Origin of the sequence: Streptomyces sp. NPDC086835 (genome assembly GCF_044745705.1) — a bacterium.
Taxonomy (GTDB): domain Bacteria; phylum Actinomycetota; class Actinomycetes; order Streptomycetales; family Streptomycetaceae; genus Streptomyces.
The window spans coordinates 264,983-282,526 of sequence record NZ_JBIVAU010000004.1 but is presented as its reverse complement, the minus strand read 5'-3'; the positions used below and the strand labels follow the sequence as shown (position 1 = coordinate 282,526).

Genomic DNA, 17,544 nt, shown 5'->3' with positions numbered 1-17,544 from the left:
CCCGGTCCCGTGAGCCTAGGGTCGGCGGCCCGGCCGGAGCCACAGATTTTGGGACTCAGAAGGTCAGCACACCGCGCGCCACCCGGCCCTGCCTCGCGTCCTCTGCCGCCTTGGCGAAGTCCTCGACGGGGTAGGTGGCGGTGACCAGTTCGTCGAGCAGCAGGCCGCCCCGGCGGTACAGATCGGCGTAGAGCGCGATGTCGTGCTGCGGGCGGGAGGAGCCGTAACGGCAGCCGAGCACCGACTTGTCCAGGAACATCGACGCCGGCAGGAAGGACGCCTCGGCCGTCGGGGCGGGCATCCCGAGCAGGATCGCCTGGCCCCGCCGGTCGAGCAGTTCGATCGCCCGCCGCACGAGAGCGGCGCTGCCGACGCACTCGAAGACATGGTCCGCGCCGGTCGGCAGGATGTCGCGCACGCCGTCAGCAGATCCGAGGAAGTGCGTCGCGCCGAACTGCCGGGCCACGGCCTCCTTCGCCGGGTTGGTGTCGACGGCGAGGATCGCGGAGGCGCCGGCGATCCTGGCGCCCTGAAGGACGTTGAGCCCGATGCCGCCGGTGCCGATGACGACCACGGTGTCACCGCGCTGCACGTCGGCCCGGTTGAGCACGGCCCCGACACCGGTCAGGACGCCGCAGCCGATCAGCGCCGCCGAGGTGAGGGGGATGTCCGCGGGGATCCTCACGGCCTGCACGGCCTTGACGACCGTGCGCTCCACGAAGGCGGAGTTGGACGCGAACTGGAACAGCGGCGTGCCGGCCCGGGAGAAGGGACGGCCGGGCCGGCCGATCGCCCGGCGGCACATGGTGGGCCGCCCGCGGTCGCAGTCTGCGCAGGCGCCGCAGTTGGCGAGGGTGGACAGTGCGACATGGTCACCGGGAGCCACATGGCCGACCCCGTGGCCGACCGCCGCGACGACGCCCGCGCCCTCGTGGCCGAGCACCACCGGTACGGGAAAGGGGATCGTTCCGTCGATCACCGACAGGTCGCTGTGGCAGAGCCCGGCGGCCGCGATGTCGACGGCGACCTCTCCTGGTCCCGGATCCCGTACCTCCAGGTCCGCGACGACCTCGGCCTGTTCGCCGTCGAACACGACGCCCCTCATCGCGGCTCCTTCAACAGGCCGAGCACCCGCTCGGCGACGGTGTTCCACCGGCTCTCGGCGGAGCCGCCGTTGATCGTGCCGGCCCGGGAGAGGAGGAAGTCCACGGCGGCGGCTCAGTCCTGGGGCCGGGCACCGGGGCGCCGACCGGTGTCGTCGGCGGGGCCGGCGTCGGTGGGGGCCGTATCGGCGGGGCCGGTGTCGTCCTCACGGGGCGCCTCCAGCCGCTCCAGCAGCGGCATCGGGTCGGTGCCCACCGTGCCGGGGAGGAAGTCGGCTATCCGGTCCGGGGTCCAGGGCCCTTCCCCGTAGGCGGCCCGCAGTTCCCTCGGCTGCGCCCAGACCGCGATCTTGGGGCCGGCGATCGTGTAGACCTGCCCGGTGATCCGCTCGGCGCGGGCACGCTCGGAGAGCAGGTAGACGACGAGGGCGGCGACGTCCTCGGGGTCACCGATCTCCTTGAGTTCCATGGGGACGTTCGCCGACATACGGGTACGGGCCACCGGGGCCACCGCGTTGGCGGTGACCCCGTACTTGTGGAGCCCGAGCGCCGCACTGCGGACCAGCGAGATGACGCCGCCCTTCGCGGCGGAGTAGTTGGCCTGCGACACGCTGCCCTGGTGGCTGCCGCTGGTGAAGCCGATCAGGGTGCCGGACCTCTGGGCCCGCATCACCGCCGACGCGGCGCGGAAGACCGTGAAGGTGCCTTTGAGATGGGTGGCGAGGACCGGGTCCCACTCGTCCTCCGTCATGTTGAACAGCATCCGTTCGCGCAGGATGCCGGCGACGCAGACGACGCCGTCGAGCCGTCCGTACTCGGCGAGGGCCACGTCCACGACCCGTGCCCCGCCCGCCATCGTCGCGATGTCGTCGGCCACGGCGACGGCCGTGCCGCCGGCGGCCTCGATCTCCTTGACGACGCCGTCGGCGACGGCCGACGTGGGCGAGGAGCCGTCGATCGAGACGCCGTGGTCGTTGACGACGACCTTCGCCCCCTCGGCCGCGCAGGCGAGCGCCACGGCCCGCCCGATGCCACGGCCCGCCCCGGTCACGGCGACGGTCCTGCCTGCCAAGAAGTTCCCCACGACCGGCCCCTTCCCGCAGTTTCTGACGGACCGTTAGATTCTAGGCCCAGTCCGCCGCATGAACACAAGCCCCGGGAGGCCAGATGTCACTGCCGGCCGCGTTCCACGACATCGCGAAACGCGTCAACAACTGGGGCCGCTGGGGTGAGGACGACGAGATCGGCACCCTGAACCTGATCACCGGCGAGGTGGTCAGGGACGCCGCCGCCACGGTGCGCAGCGGCCGGCGCATCCCCCTCGCGCTCCCCCTCCGGCAGGACGGCGTGCAGACCGGCGTCATCCCGGGACGGGTGAACCCGCTGCACACGATGGTCCAGATCAACCAGGAGCTCTTCGGGCCCGGAACCGTCGCCACCAGCGACGACACCGTGACGATGGGGCTCCAGTCGGCCACCCACTGGGACGCCCTGACCCATGCCTCGCACTCGGGCCGCATCTACAACGGCCGCCCGGCCGACACGATCACGCCGCACGACCGGGCCCGCTTCAGCGGCATCGACAAGGCCACGCCCGTCGTCTCACGGGGCGTACTGCTGGACGTGGCACGGGCGAAGGGGCTGGACCGGCTGGCCGGCGACCACGCCGTCACGCCGGAGGACCTGGAGGAGGCGGCGGAGTACGGCCGGGTCACCGTCGGCGCGGGCGACATCGTCCTCGTACGGACGGGGCAGATGCGGCTGTGCCTGGAGGGGGACCGGCACGGTTACGCGTTCCCGTCGCCCGGCCTGTCGGTCCGCACCCCCGAGTGGTTCCACGCCCGTGACGTCGCCGCCGTCGCGAACGACACTCTCACCTTCGAGATCTTCCCGCCGGAGATCGAGAACCTGTGGCTCGCGGTGCACGCGCTCGATCTCGTGGAGATGGGCATGCTGCAGGGCCAGAACTGGAATCTGGAGGAGTTGTCCACAGCCTGTGCACAGGATCGGCAGTACGCGTTCCTGCTGTCCGCGATGGCGGAGCCGTTCGTCGGCGGGACCGGCACGCCGGTCGCACCGGTGGCCGTACTCTGACGCCCGCGCACCCGCAACCACAGACCGGATCGGACGCCGCGCGGCGGAACTCACAGGCGAAGGCACTCCTGCGCCCGCGGGCGGGATCAGGCTCCGCGCGCCGCGACCGGTGGGCCGGCCAGCCGTGCGGTGTCCGCCGGGAGGTCGCGGTCCACCTCGCACCAGATGGACTTGCCGGCGCCCTCCCGCTGCCAGCCCCAGCGGTCCGCGAGGCCGTCGACGAGCTCGAGGCCGCGTCCGCCGGTGTCCTCGCCCCGTGCGTGCCGCGGTCTCGGCGGGCAGGCACTGACGTCGGCGACCTCGACCCTGACCGTCCCGACCTCCGCGGTGCCCGCGCCGAACAGCATCCGCAGCACGGCCGGACACCCGGTGTGCACCACGGCGTTGGTCACGAGCTCCGAGATGAGCAGGATCAACGTCTCCGCCAGCGGCTCGTCGTCGCCCATACCGGACTTGAGGAGGCGTGAACGGGCCCATCTTCGGGCCCGTCCCACCTCCGAAGGGTCGGATCCGATCTCCAACTGCACCTGAAGCACCTGCACCGCTCACACCACCCGAACCGGCGGACACATAGCCTCGCGCCTCACAGCCATAACGGAATGTGATTCCCTTACAGCACAGCATGATTGACAGTCAGTCACCGCAACAAGCGCTTCGGGCATATTCCAGCGTGAAGGAGTACGCATGGTGCATACTGTGCGACCCACGCCCCGGCCAGTCGAACACAAGGCCGCAGAACACTTTCGCAACCCGGCCCGCCTACCGCCTGCCGACCGCCGCAGGGGCCCCCACCTGCGGCCCGAGGGCTGTGAGAGATCACCCCGGGCAGTGCGCACCGACGGGCTCGGGACCGCCTGACCGGCGACACCGTGAGACCCCGTCATCGCAGCGACTCTCATCCCACGGAGAGTACCGGAGGGGCACCCCGACTCCGCCCAGTGACGAGTCCTCCGAAGGACACAACACGATATCGACACACGGTGACTGTTCAGAACGCCGAGGCCAAAGCCTGCGCCTGGATCTCCTCCGCCTGGGCCGTCGTCAGCCACAGCCGGGCCCGCAGCAGGGCGCGTTTGAGGTGGAGGTGCACGTCCGACTCCCAGGTGAAGCCCATGCCGCCGAACACCTGGAGGCAGTCCTTGGCGCCGCGCACCGCCGCTTCGTCGGCGAGCAGTTTGGCGCCGGCGATCTCCGCCGCGTCCCCGCAGACGGCCGCCGCGTAGACGGCCGCCCGCGCGACCTCCGTTCGGACGAGCATCTCCGCGCACAGGTGCCCCACGGCCTGGAAGCCGCCGACCGGCTGCCCGAACTGCACGCGTCCCTTCGCATGGCGCACCGCCTCCTCGGTGCTGCGGGCGGCGCTGCCGAGCTGCTCCGCGGCCGTGAGGAGGACGGCGGCCCCCAGCAGCGGACCGGGCGCCTCCGGCGCGCGAGGGCGTGGAAGGCGGTGCAGGGGCGTGAGCGGGTCCAGGGACCGCACGGCGACCGCTTCCGAGGCGTCCACAGCGTGCGGGACGCCGTCGGACGTGAACGCGACGACGGTGTCGGCGTCATCGAAGTGCTGTACGAGAAAGGTCAGTTCGGACACGGAGGTGACGACCACCGTGCCGTCGGCCGCTCCCGGCACCAGGCCCGCCGCCAGATGCGTCGCCACCAGCGGCCCCGGCAGCAGCGCCCGGCCCGCCTCCTCGAAGACCAGCACCGCCTCCGACAGACCCGCACCGGCACCGCCGTCACCCTCCGGCAGCCGGAGCGCGAAGAACCCGGCCTCGCCCAGTTCGCGCCAGAGCTTCCGGTCGAGCCTGCCCTCGCGGTCCACGGCGGCCCGCAGCGCCTCGCGCCCGAAGCGGCCGGTGAGCAGGTCCCGTACGCCGCGGCGCAGCGCCCGCTGGTCGTCGCTGAGCCGGAAGTCCATCAGCGCCCCTTCGGCAGGCCGAGGACGCGCTCGGCGAGGATGTTCCGCTGGATCTGGGAGGTGCCGGCGGCGATCGTGTACGAGAGGGACGAGAGCCGCTCCCGCGTCCAGGGCAGCGACAGGTCGAGCGCGCCGACCCCTAGGACCTCCGCGGCGGCGTCGTACAGCTCCTGACGGGCGTGGGAGTAGCGGAGCTTGAAGACGGACCCGCCGGTTCCGGGCACACCGCCGGTGGCCGCGGCCTCGCTGACGTTCCACTGCACGAGCCGCCACAGCGCCGTGAACTCGGCGCGCAGCCTGCCCAGTCTGCGACGCAGCACCGGATCGTCCCAGCAGCCGTTCGCACGTGCCTGCGCGGCCACCTCGGCGAGGGTGCGGCGGCAGGCGACGACCTCGCCGGCGAAGGCGGTGCCGCGTTCGAAGGACAGCGTGACCATGGTGACGCGCCAGCCGTCGTTCTCCTCCCCGACGCGGTTGGCGGCGGGCACGCGGACCTCGTCGAGGAACACCTCTGCGAACTCGGCGGACCCGGCCAGTGTGCGCAGCGGCCGTACGGTGACGCCGGGCGCGTCCATCGGCATGGCGAGCCAGGTGATGCCGCGGTGCCGGGGGGCGCCGGGGTCGGTGCGTACGAGCAGTTCGCACCAGTCGGCCACCTCGGCGTGCGAGGTCCAGATCTTCTGTCCGGTGACGACGTAGGCGTCGCCGTCGCGGACGGCCTTGGTGCGCAGGGAGGCGAGGTCGCTCCCGGCGTCCGGTTCGCTGAAGCCCTGGCACCAGATCGCCTCGCCGCGCAGGATGGGCCCGAGCCAGCGTTCCCGCTGCTGGGGGGTGCCCTCCGCGGCGATGGTCGGCCCGGCGTGCAGCAGCCCGACGAAGTTCGCGCCGACGTAGGGCGCTCCCGCCTTCTCCGTCTCCTCGAGGAAGATCAGCCGGAGGGTCGGGGAGGCGTCCCAGTGCACGTTCCCGTAGCCGGCGTCGTACAGCCTCCGCTGCCAGGCGCTGTCGTAGGCGCGCCGCGCCGGCCAGTCACCGGCCGGCGGCGGCGGAGGCAGCGTGGGCAGCGCGTCCGCCAGCCAGTCGCGCAGCCGGTCCCGGAACTCCTCCTCCGCGGCGGTGCAAGCCAGCTCCACTACGTGTCCAGGTCCAGGCCGAGCATGCGGATGGCGTTGCCGCGCATCAGCTTGTACACGGTCTCGTCGTCCAGGTCCTTCACATGGTCGAGGGCGACCTGCTTGGTGTGCGGGAAGGTCGAGTCGACATGCGGGTAGTCGGTCTCGAAGGTGGCGTTGTCGCGGCCCACGGTGTCGAGGGAGGCGACGCCGTGCTTGTCGCGGAAGAAGCAGCAGAAGATCTGCCGGTAGTAGTACGTGGAGGGCGGTTCGGGGACCAGGTCCCGCACACCGCCCCAGGCCCGGTGCTCCTCCCACACGTCGTCGGCGCGTTCCAGGGCGTACGGGATCCATCCCATCTGGCCCTCGCTGTAGGCGAGCGTGAGCCGCGGGAAGCGCACGAGGACGCCGCTGAAGAGGAAGTCGGTCATCGAGGCCATGGCGTTGTTGAAGGAGAGCGCGGCCTGCACGGCGGGCGGCGCGTCCGGCGAGGCGGCGGGCATCTGGGACGACGAGCCGATGTGCATGTTGACGACGGTGCCGGTGTCCTGGCAGACGGCGAAGAACGGGTCCCAGTAGCCCGAGTGGATCGACGGCAGTCCGAGGTACGTGGGGATCTCGGAGAAGGTGACGGCGCGTACGCCGCGCGCCGCGTTCCTGCGGATCTCGGCGACGGCCAGGCCGATGTCCCACAGCGGGACGATGCACAGCGGGACGAGCCGGCCGCCGCTGTCGCCGCACCACTCCTCGACCATCCAGTCGTTGTAGGCGCGGACGCAGGCGAGCGCGACCTCCTTGTCGTGGGCCTCCGCGAAGGTCTGGCCGCAGAAGCGGGGAAAGGTCGGGAAGCAGAGCGACGCCTCGACGTGGTTGAGGTCCATGTCCTTGAGGCGCTCGGCGGGATCCCAGCAGCCGGGCCGCATCTCGGCCCGGGTGATGCCTTCGAGGGTCATCTCGTCGCGGTCGAAACCGACGGCGGCGATGTTGCGCTTGTACGGGAACTTCAGGTCCTCGTAGATCCACCAGTCGGTGGGCGGTCCCTCCGGGTCCATCGTGATCCGGTACTTGCCGCCGACGTAGGCGAGCTCGCCGATCCCGGCGGTCAGCGGCTTGGGCCCGCGCTCGCGGTACTTGGCGGGGAGCCAGGTCTCGAAGAGGTGCGCCGGTTCGATGACATGGTCGTCGACGCTGACGATCCGGGGCAGTTCCTGTTCCATCGGGACCTTCCTCCGCTCCTGACGGTGCGTCAGTTCCGTCGCTCAGGCTAGCCCCGCACCCCTGGACCGACAAGGCGCGCGACCCTACGATCTGACGCATCGTCAGACCGCTTCCACGGAGGTGTCCGGGCATGGAAGAGACCGCGCACGCACTGGGATCGGCCCGCACCCTCTGGGAACTCGTCGGACGCCGGGCCGCCCTCACCCCGCACCGCCCTGTCCTGCTCCAGGGCGAACGCGTCCTGACCTTCGGGGAGCTCCGTGACCGCGCGGAACGGACCGCCGCGGGGCTGTACGCGATGGGTGTCCGCCCCGGCACGGTCGTCGCCTGGCAGTTGCCCACCCGGATCGAGACGGTGCTGCTGACCGTGGCGCTCGCCCGCCTCGGCGCCGTCCAGTCGCCCGTCATCCCCTTCTACCGGGACCGGGAGGTCGGCTTCGCGCTCCGCGAGTCACGCGCCGCGCACTTCGCCGTGCCGGGTGAATGGCGCGGCTTCGACTTCACGGCCATGGCTCGACGGGCCGGCGCCCGCGGCGTCTTCGAGGCGTACGCGTCGCTGCCCGACGGCGATCCGTCGGTACTTCCCGCGCCGCCCGCCTCCGGCACGGACGTGCGCTGGATCTACTGGACCTCCGGCACCACCTCCGACCCCAAGGGCGTGCTGCACACCGACCGTTCGCTGATCGCGGGCGGCTCGTGCCTGGCGCACGCGCTGCGCCTGTCCGAGGACGAGGTCGGCTCGATCGCCTTCCCGTTCGCGCACATCGGCGGACCGGACTACCTGGTGATGCTGCTGCTGTACGGGTTCCCCGCAGTGCTCTTCGAGAAGTTCGCACTGCCCGACGCGCTCGACGAGTACCGCAGGCACGGCGTCACCATCGCAGGCGGCTCCACGGCCTTCTACGCGATGTTCCTCGCCGAACAGCGCAAGCAGCCCGGCCGGAAGCTGATCCCCACCCTGCGGCTGCTCGCCGGCGGCGGCGCGCCCAAGCCGCCGGAACTACACCGCGCCGTCGTCCGGGAGATGGGCTGCGTGCTCACCCACGGCTACGGCATGACCGAGGTCCCGATGATCACCATGGGCTCGCCCGACGACAGCGAGGACGACCTCGTCCGGACCGAGGGCAGACCGCCCGCCGGCATGGAGGTACGGATCGTCGACGGCGAGGTCAGGCTGCGCGGCGAGGCGGTCTGCCAGGGCTACCTGGACCCCGCCGCGACGGCGGCGGCCTTCGACGCCGACGGCTTCCTGATCACCGGCGACCTCGGCCGGCTCACCGACAGCGGCCACCTCGTGCTCACCGGGCGGGCCAAGGACGTCATCATCCGCAAGGGCGAGAACATCTCGGCCAAGGAGATCGAGGATCTGCTGCACGCCCACCCCGCGGTCGGCGACGTGGCTGTCGTCGGCCTGCCGGACGAGGAGCGCGGCGAGCGGGTGTGCGCGGTCGTGGAGCGGGCGCCGGGCGTGGCGGATCCCGTACTGGAGGACATCACCGCCTTCCTCCGCGACACGGGCCTCGCGCTCCACAAACTCCCGGAACGGCTCGAGGTGGTGGACGCCCTCCCCCGCAACGAGGCGCTGCGGAAGGTACTCAAGTACAAACTACGCGAACGGTACACATGACCGCTTACCGGACCTGGCCGGGTTCGGGCCGGGCCCGGTCGCGCGCGTCGGAACTCGCCGGCCCTGTCAGGGCCCTGCCCCGAGCCCCGCGCCCCGAACGCGAGCCGGGCTTGTGCTGCCCGGCGATCGAGGCCACCGCGCGGAATGCGGTACGGGTCCGGGGCGGAGCCCCGGACCGCCGCGCGCCTCGCGGTGGCCGCCGCACAGCCTCCCCGGACCGTCAGTCGGGCTCGGGCGTGACGTAATACGCGGCGAACGCGGTCAGTACGTCCTCCTCGGTGATCCGCCCGTCCCCGTCCGTGTCCAGCGCCGCTCCCGCCGCCGCCGCGACACCCGCGTCGACGCCGAGCGCGCCGAGCACGCGCTCCACGGCCGCGGGGGTGACGCCGCGGCCGTCCTCTTCGGCGACCCTGAACACGGCGTGCACGAACGGGCGGGCGATCTCGCCGAAGCGTTTCGGGTTGTCGCGCAGTCTCTTGACCGCGCTCGTCACGAACTCCTGGCGGGTCACCCGCTGGTCGCCGTCCACGTCGGCGATCCCGGCCATGCCCTGCCAGAACGCCTCCGCACCGCTGTAAAGGTCCTGCCCCTTGTCGGACCTGGCCGTGACGGAGAACTCGGCGAGCAGCTTGGCCGCGGCCGAACTGAAGTCCTCGCGGTCGATGTAGCCGTTGCCGTCCTGATCGAAAGCGGCGAAGCGGGAAGCGATCTTCCGCTCGTACTCTGCGCTGTCCATGCGGGGAGCGTAAAGCCCCGGAGGCGGAGGTGTGCACGCACCCGGGCAATTGCGCGGCGGCAACAGCTCGGCAAAGCGCAGGTGACGGGAGTGCGACGGGGCGTACAGGGGCGCGCGCACGGGGCACGGGGCGCATATACGGCCTTGCGGCCGACACGAGTTCGCGTGAGTTTTCTCGCGGATACCGCCGGCGTCACGCGGTCAGCGGCTGCGCCCCGTCGTCCGTCGCCGAGCCGGTGTCCGCGTAGACCTCGAAGAGGCGGCGCACACCGAGGGCCCCCAGCACCCGGTTGACGTGCGACCCGTCCTCCGCGCCGCGCGCCGGCAGGATCAGCCGCAGCCTGCCCCGGCACGAACGCATCAGCCGGCGCGCGGCGATCAGCACGCCGACGCCGCTGGAATCACAGAAGAACACCTCGGAGAGGTCGAGCACGACGTCGTGGTGACCGGCGGCGACGGCGTCGTGGACCCGCTGGCGCACGACCGGCGAGGACACGAGATCGAGCTCCCCCCGTACGTGCAGCACGGTCCACGCGCCCTGCCTGGACTCGGCCACCTTGAGCATCACCACGTCTGGACCCCTCCTCAGGCCGGTCACAGAAGACCGGAAGCTGTCCTTCCACTGCCGCTGCCCGACTGTCCGTCGCTGAAACGCGACATTCGTCACGGAGTGCGTTCCCACTCGTCCCCCAGGCAGTTCTTCCCCGTACGCGGCTCTACCATCCCGGTCCACGCCAGGGGCGTACTTGACGCAAAGGGACGTGCGTATTTCGTCCGGCCCACTACATTCGAAGGAGCAACAGTCACGAGGGCAGAGGCAGCAGGCACGCAGCGAGCGCAGAGCTTGGGGGCGGTATGGCGAAGGACGCACCACCGCGCTGGGACCGCAGGATGCAGCAGCGACTGGCGCGCGGCGAGGCCGCGGCGCTGGGTGAGCTGTACGACAAGTTCGCCGCGCTCGTGCACAGCCAGGCCCATCGCGTACTGGACGACGACGAGGCCGCCGACCAGGTCACCCGCGAAGTCTTCGGGTACATATGGGAAAATCCGGACGCCTACGACCCCAAGCAGGGCTCCATGCGGTCCTGGGTGGCGCGGCTCACCAACAGCCAGGCCGTGCACCGGCTGCGGCAGAGCGAGGCGGCGGCACTCGCGGAGGGCGGCGGGGGCACGGCGGAGGAACTGGAGCAGAAGGTGCGCAGGGCCGCCGTCGCGGCCAGGGCCGACTACATCGTGACGTCCATGCCCGCCCCGCTGCGCGCCGCGCTGGAACTGGCGTACTTCCAGCGCAGGGACTACCGCCAGACCGCCGCCGACCTCGGCGTCACCGAGGACGAGGCCCGGCGGCGGCTGAGGCTGGGTCTGCAACTGCTGGCGACGGCGCACACCCGCTCACTCGAGGGTTCGTCGCCGCCCGGGTACGGACGAGCGCTGTGAGCGGGCCCCTGGGCAGCGGCGGCGACGGGGACGAGGTGCGGGGCGTGCCGCGCATACCGTCCCCGCGCGCCGCGGCGGACGACCTCCGTCCGGACGCGTACCGGCCGGGGCCGCCCGTTCCTCCGGGGCCGGCTCCCGGCGGCGAACCCGCCGACGCCACCGACCCCGCGGCCGGGTCCGGCGCGGCGGACGGCGCGGCGGACAGCGGGCCGAACGGCGCGGTCGACGCCCCCGGGAACCTCGCCGTGAACGGCGCGTCCACCGCCGACGACCCGGCGGCCGGGGACACCCCTGCCGCTCCCGAAGTCTCGGCCGCCCCCTCGCACGGTGTGCTGAAGTCCCTGCTCGGCGCCTGGGCCCTGTCCGCGTGCTCCGCGGAGGAGACCGCCGCCGTCGAGGAGCACCTCGGTGACTGCGCCCCGTGCGCGGAGGAGGCCCTCCGGCTGCGTGACGCGGTCGGGCTGCTGCACACCGACCGTGACCTGGACCTCGACCCGCTGCTGCGCTTCCGGGTGCTGGAGAACTGCCTGGGCCGCAGACCCGCCCGTATCCCCGTGCCCAGCTGGGCCGATCCGTACGACGCGGAGACCGCGAGGCTCGACGCGCTGCTCCGGGACATCGGGGACTCGGAGTGGCACGCTCCCGTGCGGCTCAAGTGGTTCGAGGGCGAACGCCGGATGAGCCGCCGCACGACAGTGGCCGGGGTGATCGGGCATCTGCTGACCGTCGACGGCATAGTGGCCGGCGCGATGGGGCTCGACGACCCGCTGGGGCCGCACGCGCCGCTGCTGCCGGCCGCGCGCACCGAGGCGTTCTGGGACGACACGGACCTGCCGCCCACCGGCACGATCCGCGAACCGTGGCGCGACCAGAGCCACGACCTGATCCGCACCGTGTCGTTCGCCGGACCCGCCGCCGCGGAACTGTCCGTCTCGTACGGGTCCTTCGCGCTGCCGTTGCGGGACGCGCTGCTCGACCGGGCCTTCGAGTGCTGGATCCACGCGGACGACATCGCCGACGCGGTGGACTACCCGTACGCGCCGCCGAGCGGCGCCCACCTCAACCGGATGATCGACCTCGCGGCCCGGCTGCTGCCCGCCGCCCTCGCGGAGCGCAGGCGTGCCGGGCTGGCGGGACCTCCGCGGCACCTGGTGGCGGCGGGCGCGCCCGGACGATCGCTCCATCTGGAGGTCGAGGGGTCCGGCGGTGGCAGCTGGTACATCGCCCTCGACTCCCCGGCGGCGGTCGGCTCACCGGACAAGTCGGTCGCCCAAGTGGCACTGGACGGCGTCGAGTTCTGCAAGCTGGTGGCCGGGCACGTCTCCCCGGAGGATGCCGCAGCGGGCCAGGACGGAGACCGGCAGGCCATCCGTGACGTGCTGTTCGCGGCGGCGGCCTTGAGCCGGATCTAGGAGAGCCGCCGCCGGATCAGGGAGCGGGATCAGGGTGCGGGACGGCCCGGGGGCGCCGACGCCGGTGCCCCCGGGGGACGTGCGTCAGTACAGGCCGGAGTAGGTGTTCCAGCCGGTGCCGACCGACGCCTTGGGCTTGAAGTTGCCCTTGCCGTCGGAGTCGTAGCGGTACAGGGTGCCGCCACTGGTGCGCGCGACGATGTCGGCGCGGCCGTCGCCGGTCATGTCGCCCGGGGCGGCGAGCTTCGTGTAGGAGCCCCAGCCGGAGCCGATGAGCTTCTTGGCCCTGAACGGCGCGGCGGCCGCGCCCGTGCCCTCGTACAGGTACAGCTTGCCGTCCTTGGCGCGCGCGACCAGGTCCGCGCGGCCGTCGCCGGAGATGTCGCCGGCGCCGAGCAGGGCGTTGAACTGGCCCCAGCCGGAGCCGATCCGCTGCTTGGCGGCGAAGCCGGTGCCGTTGCCGTTGCCCCGGTACAGGTAGAGGACGCCGGAGCCGTCGCGGGCGATCAGGTCGCCCTTGCCGTCACCCGAGAGGTCGCCGAGGCCGACGAGGGTGTTGTAGACGCCCCAGCCGCTGCCGAGGTAGTACGGGCCGTCGGAGACACCGTAGTTGTAGAGCCCGCCGTCCCACACCTGGAGGATCTCCGGGTAGCTGTCATCGTCCAGGGACGACGTCACGGTGATCTCGGCTCCCTTCCAGCCGCCGACGCTGCTGAGCTGCTGGCGGGCGGAGAACCTGCCGTTGTTCCGGTCGAGATACCACCAGAGGGTGCCCTGCGTGTCGATGGCGGCCAGATCCTCCTTGCCCCAGTTCGACACGTTACCGGCGTTCGCGAACTGGTTGACGGCGTTCATCCCGGAGCCGAACTTCACGCGGGGCAGGAACGCGCCGGTACCGGTGGAGGTGTAGCGGTAGAGGTCACCGTTGACGGCACGCGCGAGCAGTTCGGCGTTGCCGTCCCCGTCGAGGTCGTCGAGGCTGAACAGCGTGTTGAAGATGTTCCATCCGGTGCCGACCTTGACCCGCCCCTCGAAGGGCCGGGTGGCTTCGCCGGTACCACGGTAGAAGTACAGCTCGCCCGCCGTGTTCCTGGTGAACAGGTCGGCGATGCCGTCGCTGTTGACGTCGTTCAGGCCGGTCAGCTGGTCGTACTGGGACCAGCCTGAGCCCACCTTGACCCGCGACGCGAGCGGGCTGGTGCCGCTGGCAGTGCCCGGGTAGAGATACAGGTCTCCCGCAAAGGTGCGTGCGAGTACATCGCCGATGCCGTCGCCTGTCAGGTCACCGGGCGCGAAGACCTTGTTGTAGATCTGCCAGCCGCCGCCCGACCAGTAACGGATCGGGGAATGCGGGTCGTTGGCGTAGGCCGAGAGGCGGCCTGCCGACGACAGCGTGAAGTGGACGGGGCCGTCCTCGCGCAGGCCTGCTGCGGAGAAGACGTCCTTGTAGACCTGGTAATAGGAGCCCTGGCCGTCCTGGAGAACCAGTTCGTGGCTCTCGGCGCCGGTCGAGACGTTCACGACCCCGTTCTGGTCCTGAAGGATCATGTCGGACCGCCCGTCGCCGTCCACGTCGCTGCGCGGCTCGGCCGGCAGCGCGCCGGCCTCGGCGCCGAACGCGCCGCGGCTCGCGGGTCGCGGCAGCTCGAGGGTCGGCAGCGGGGCGGCGGCCTTGGGCCGGACGGCCGTGCGGTCGGGCATCGGCGCCTCGTCGGCCTGTGCGGCCGGGGCCGCCAGCAGCATGCCGGCGGCGAGGGCGAGCGCGGTGCAGGCGGCGACGCGGGTGCGGGCGCGGGTGCTTCTGCGCGGACCGGCCGCGGCGCGGCCGGAGTCCATGGAAGTCAAGGTCCCCCCTTTGAGGGTGTCACTCGCACGGCCGCTCCGCGGCGCTGCGCGCGGGCGCGCACCCATGGGGGATGTGGAGACAGCGGTGCAAGGAAGATGGCACCGGTACAGACGTGCAGGGCGGGGCGAGGGATGTACGGCCCGGCGATCCTTTTCCGGCGTCTTCGCAGCGCTCGCGTGCGGCAGGAAACCCCTGGTGGGCGGCGGCACCCTGGGACGGACGCCCCACTTCCGGGCCGGCGCCCCGCGGCCCTGGGTCAGTCCGGGGTCGGACGGAAGGCCCTAGGCGCCGGTGGTCCGCTCCTTCGCCGGACTGCCGGCCGGGTGGGCAGGGGCCCACGGCTGCGGAAGTTCGCGCCGACGGCGCACCGGGGAGAGGAAGACGGGCAGGAACGCGAGGGTGAGACAGCCCGCGCCCACCCACATCGCGACGCGCAGTCCCGCGAGTTCGCCGATCAGTCCGGCCACGGCCGAGCCGACGGCGATCGCGCCCGTGAGCATGAAGCGGAAAGTGGCGTTCATCCGGCCGAGCAGCGGGTCCGGCGTCAGGCGTTGGCGCAGGCTCACCCCGAGGACGTTGTCGACGCCGATCTTGAACGTCACCAGCACCCATCCGGCGCCGGCGAGCCACAGCCAGGGACCGCGGTCGATGAGCGGCACGAGCAGCGCGGTCGGCGCCATCACCAGTCCGGCGACGCCGAGGGTACGGCCGTGGCCGAGACGCCGGGCCACGGGGCGGGCGCAGCGCGCGCCGAGGAGGATGCCGGCGCCGCCCGCCGCCCAGTAGAGGCCGAGCGCCCCGGCGGACAGGCCGAGTTCGCGGGTGAAGAGGACCGGCAGGAGTGTGTTGACGATCTGCGAACCGAGGTTGGTGAGGGACGCGGTGAGGGCGAGTGCGCGCAGCTCGGCGTTGCGCAGGACGTGCCGCAGGCCCTCCCCGATCTGCGCCGCCAGTCCCCCGCGCGACATGCCACGAGCGTCGTCCACCCCGGCCGGCACGACGCCGTCCGCCTGCCGGCGGGCGCGGCCCGTCGCCGGCAGCGCGAGACGGAGGGCCGAGGCCAGGTAGAGGACGCCGACGCCGATCACGGCCACCGGAGCGGTGAACACCTGCACGATCCCGCCGCCCGCGCCCCGGCCCGCCACATTGCCCGCGGCCTGGAGGCTCACCACGGCGGCGTTCGCCCGTACCAGGCTTTCGCGGCCCACCAGTCGGGGCAGGGCGCTCTGCGAGCCGACGTCGAAGAAGACCGTGGCGCAGCCGTTCAGCAGGACGACCGTGTAGAGGTGTTCCAGGGTGAGGGCGTCCAGCGCCCAGGCGGACGGCACGGAGGCGAACAGCCCGGCCCGCACCAGGTCCGCGGTGATCAGTACCCGGCGGTGGCGCATCCGGTCCACCCAGGCACCGGCCGGGAGGCCGATGAGGAGGAACGCGACGGTGCTCAGCGTCGCCAGCAGACCGACCTCACCCGCGCTCGCGTCGAGCGCGGACACGGCGATCAGCGGGACGGCGACGTAGCCGATGTTGGTGCCGAGCTGGCTGAAGGCGGTGGCCGTGAAAAGGGTGCGGAAGTCACGGGACCGCCACGGACTGTCGTTGGGCATGGTCCGTACGCTGCCCGGACTCCGCGCCCCGCTCCAATGATTTAGCCTCGGCCGAATGGTGCTGGAGAGCCGCCCGGAGGGCGGCACACTGGAGATCGGCTTCTCCGCCGAGGACGTGGCCCGCATACGTTTCGCCGTGTCCCCGCTGTGGGAAGTCGTCGCGAGCGTGCGGGTGCTCAGGGACACCGGGCCGGGTGCGCACCGGCCGTGGGCGGAGCGGGTACGGCCCGCTCTCGCGGCCGCGAAGCTGGACCTCTCCCCGCTGTCCTCGCTGATCGGCCCGCCGCCGGCCGGCGTCCCCGGCTTCCTGGTCGCGCCGCCCACGACCCCGCAGCCCTCGCTCGACGTGGAGTTGGCGGCGCTGCGTTCCATGCCGCACGAACTGCTCCGTACGACGACGCCCGCCGCGCGGGAGGGGGTCGCCGCACTGCGCGCGGACCCGGATCGCGGTCTCGGGCGGCTCGCGGACGTGATCGCCGCCTACTGGGAGGTGGCGATGGCCCCGCACTGGCCGCGGATCCTCACCGTGGTCGAGGGCGACATCCTCTACCGCGCCAAGCGCCTCGCGGAAGGCGGTGCCCGGCGCGTGTTCGACGACCTCGATCCGCGGGTCACCTGGGACTCGGGCACCTTGCAGGTGATGCACCGCTGCGTACGCGGCGAACGGCGCCTGGACGGCCGCGGACTGCTCCTGGTGCCTTCCGTGTTCGGCGGGCCGCGGATCTTCTCCGACGTGGACAGCCCGGACTGGCAGCCCACCCTGCGCTACCCGCCGCGGGGCACCGCCACCTTGTGGGAAGCGCGGGCGGAGCCTCTTTCCAACGCCTTGGCGGGCGTGCTGGGCCGCAGCAGGGCCCTGCTGCTGGCCGAGCTCGCGGCCCCGGCGTCGACCACCGACCTGGCCCGCCGTACCGGCCTGTCGGCGGGCGGTGTCTCGCAGCACCTCACGGCGATGCGCGCGGCCGGTCTGGTCAGCGCGCACCGTACGGGTCGCGTGGTGCTCTACGCCCGTACGAGCGTGGGCGAGTCGCTGGTGGCCGGCTGAAAGCTCGGGCGGTGCGCGCGGCGCGTCACCCCGCGCCGGGGCTGCCGGTGGTCCGTCGCCGCGTCACTCACCGCCGACGCTGATGTTCGGGTTGCCGTCCGGCCCGTGCGGCTTCAGTTCGACCTTGATGGTGTGCGTGGTGTCGCGCGCCGCGGAGCCGCCGCCACCGGCCGTCAGCACCCCGATCCGCAGCTCGGCCCGCCCGCTGCCCTCCCGGCGCACCTGCACCGCGAACTCCAGGTGCACGCTCTCCACGCTGAACCGCAGATCGCGTCCCTCACCGGCCTGTTGGGCCCACTCGAGCTCGTCACGGACCTGCCCGATGACCTCCGCCAGCCCCACGACCGCGGTTTCGTCACGCTCAGCCATCGCGTCCCCCGTCTCCCGTAGTTATC

16 protein-coding genes are annotated in these 17,544 nt (G+C 72.3%); 5 read left to right on the top strand and 11 right to left on the bottom strand.

Annotated elements, in window-relative coordinates:
* Positions 1 to 55: 55 nt before the first annotated feature.
* Both ACIPJI_RS16425 and ACIPJI_RS16420 read right to left on the bottom strand, forming a co-directional pair.
* Positions 56 to 1,105 (bottom strand): Zn-dependent alcohol dehydrogenase, encoded by a 1,050-nt coding sequence (locus tag ACIPJI_RS16425; RefSeq protein WP_307706977.1) that lies wholly within the window; start codon positions 1,103 to 1,105, stop codon positions 56 to 58.
* A gap of 113 nt (positions 1,106 to 1,218) precedes the next feature.
* Entirely contained in the window at positions 1,219 to 2,187 is a 969-nt protein-coding gene (locus ACIPJI_RS16420) for an SDR family oxidoreductase (protein WP_402246878.1), read from the bottom strand.
* 83 nt (positions 2,188 to 2,270) lie between these two features.
* Here ACIPJI_RS16420 and ACIPJI_RS16415 point away from each other — a divergent pair, with 83 nt between their 5' ends.
* Complete coding sequence (locus ACIPJI_RS16415) at positions 2,271 to 3,197, top strand: cyclase family protein (RefSeq protein WP_402246876.1); 927 nt, start codon at positions 2,271 to 2,273, stop codon at positions 3,195 to 3,197.
* Positions 3,198 to 3,283: 86 nt separating this feature from the next.
* Here ACIPJI_RS16415 and ACIPJI_RS16410 read toward each other — a convergent pair whose 3' ends face one another.
* From ACIPJI_RS16410 to ACIPJI_RS16395, 4 genes are all read right to left on the bottom strand, one after another.
* On the bottom strand, positions 3,284 to 3,739 hold the full coding sequence (locus ACIPJI_RS16410; protein WP_307706980.1) for an ATP-binding protein: 456 nt from the start codon (positions 3,737 to 3,739) through the stop codon (positions 3,284 to 3,286).
* Positions 3,740 to 4,185: 446 nt separating this feature from the next.
* The gene (locus ACIPJI_RS16405) at positions 4,186 to 5,112 is read right to left on the bottom strand and encodes an acyl-CoA dehydrogenase family protein (protein WP_402246874.1); all 927 of its coding nucleotides are present in this window, start codon (positions 5,110 to 5,112) and stop codon (positions 4,186 to 4,188) included.
* Positions 5,112 to 6,245 carry an acyl-CoA dehydrogenase family protein gene (locus tag ACIPJI_RS16400; protein ID WP_402246872.1) on the bottom strand — a complete coding sequence of 378 codons (1,134 nt, stop codon included), beginning with the start codon at positions 6,243 to 6,245 and terminating at the stop codon, positions 5,112 to 5,114. Before ACIPJI_RS16400 ends, ACIPJI_RS16405 begins: the two co-directional genes overlap by 1 nt.
* Entirely contained in the window at positions 6,245 to 7,441 is a 1,197-nt protein-coding gene (locus ACIPJI_RS16395; protein ID WP_356618661.1) for an amidohydrolase family protein, read from the bottom strand. The genes ACIPJI_RS16400 and ACIPJI_RS16395 overlap by 1 nt, the downstream gene beginning before the upstream one ends.
* A gap of 131 nt (positions 7,442 to 7,572) precedes the next feature.
* On the opposite strand from ACIPJI_RS16395, the gene ACIPJI_RS16390 reads away from it, so the two are divergent.
* A complete protein-coding gene (locus tag ACIPJI_RS16390; protein WP_402246870.1) occupies positions 7,573 to 9,069 on the top strand; it encodes a class I adenylate-forming enzyme family protein in 1,497 nt (498 codons plus the stop codon).
* Positions 9,070 to 9,289: 220 nt separating this feature from the next.
* Here the strand turns inward: ACIPJI_RS16390 and ACIPJI_RS16385 are convergent, their stop codons facing one another.
* Both ACIPJI_RS16385 and ACIPJI_RS16380 read right to left on the bottom strand, forming a co-directional pair.
* Positions 9,290 to 9,805, bottom strand: coding sequence for an EF-hand domain-containing protein (locus ACIPJI_RS16385; RefSeq protein ID WP_307706986.1), 516 nt, complete (start codon positions 9,803 to 9,805; stop codon positions 9,290 to 9,292).
* 193 nt (positions 9,806 to 9,998) lie between these two features.
* Positions 9,999 to 10,373: an STAS domain-containing protein gene (locus ACIPJI_RS16380; RefSeq protein WP_159695137.1), complete on the bottom strand. Its 375-nt coding sequence runs from the start codon at positions 10,371 to 10,373 to the stop codon at positions 9,999 to 10,001.
* A 287-nt stretch (positions 10,374 to 10,660) separates the two neighbouring features.
* On the opposite strand from ACIPJI_RS16380, the gene ACIPJI_RS16375 reads away from it, so the two are divergent.
* On the top strand, positions 10,661 to 11,242 hold the full coding sequence (locus ACIPJI_RS16375) for a sigma-70 family RNA polymerase sigma factor (protein WP_356618665.1): 582 nt from the start codon (positions 10,661 to 10,663) through the stop codon (positions 11,240 to 11,242).
* Positions 11,239 to 12,654, top strand: coding sequence for a zf-HC2 domain-containing protein (locus ACIPJI_RS16370; RefSeq protein ID WP_402246868.1), 1,416 nt, complete (start codon positions 11,239 to 11,241; stop codon positions 12,652 to 12,654). Before ACIPJI_RS16375 ends, ACIPJI_RS16370 begins: the two co-directional genes overlap by 4 nt.
* Before the next feature lie 84 nt (positions 12,655 to 12,738).
* Here the strand turns inward: ACIPJI_RS16370 and ACIPJI_RS16365 are convergent, their stop codons facing one another.
* A complete protein-coding gene (locus ACIPJI_RS16365) occupies positions 12,739 to 14,490 on the bottom strand; it encodes an FG-GAP repeat domain-containing protein (protein WP_402247169.1) in 1,752 nt (583 codons plus the stop codon).
* A 291-nt stretch (positions 14,491 to 14,781) separates the two neighbouring features.
* Positions 14,782 to 16,104: an MFS transporter gene (locus ACIPJI_RS16360; RefSeq protein WP_402246866.1), complete on the bottom strand. Its 1,323-nt coding sequence runs from the start codon at positions 16,102 to 16,104 to the stop codon at positions 14,782 to 14,784.
* Between the two features lie 55 nt (positions 16,105 to 16,159).
* Here ACIPJI_RS16360 and ACIPJI_RS16355 point away from each other — a divergent pair, with 55 nt between their 5' ends.
* Positions 16,160 to 17,149, top strand: coding sequence for a DUF5937 family protein (locus tag ACIPJI_RS16355; RefSeq protein WP_356618671.1), 990 nt, complete (start codon positions 16,160 to 16,162; stop codon positions 17,147 to 17,149).
* Between the two features lie 63 nt (positions 17,150 to 17,212).
* On the opposite strand, the gene ACIPJI_RS16350 is transcribed toward ACIPJI_RS16355, so the two are convergent.
* A complete protein-coding gene (locus tag ACIPJI_RS16350) occupies positions 17,213 to 17,518 on the bottom strand; it encodes a trypco2 family protein (protein ID WP_307706991.1) in 306 nt (101 codons plus the stop codon).
* Positions 17,519 to 17,544 lie beyond the last annotated feature (26 nt).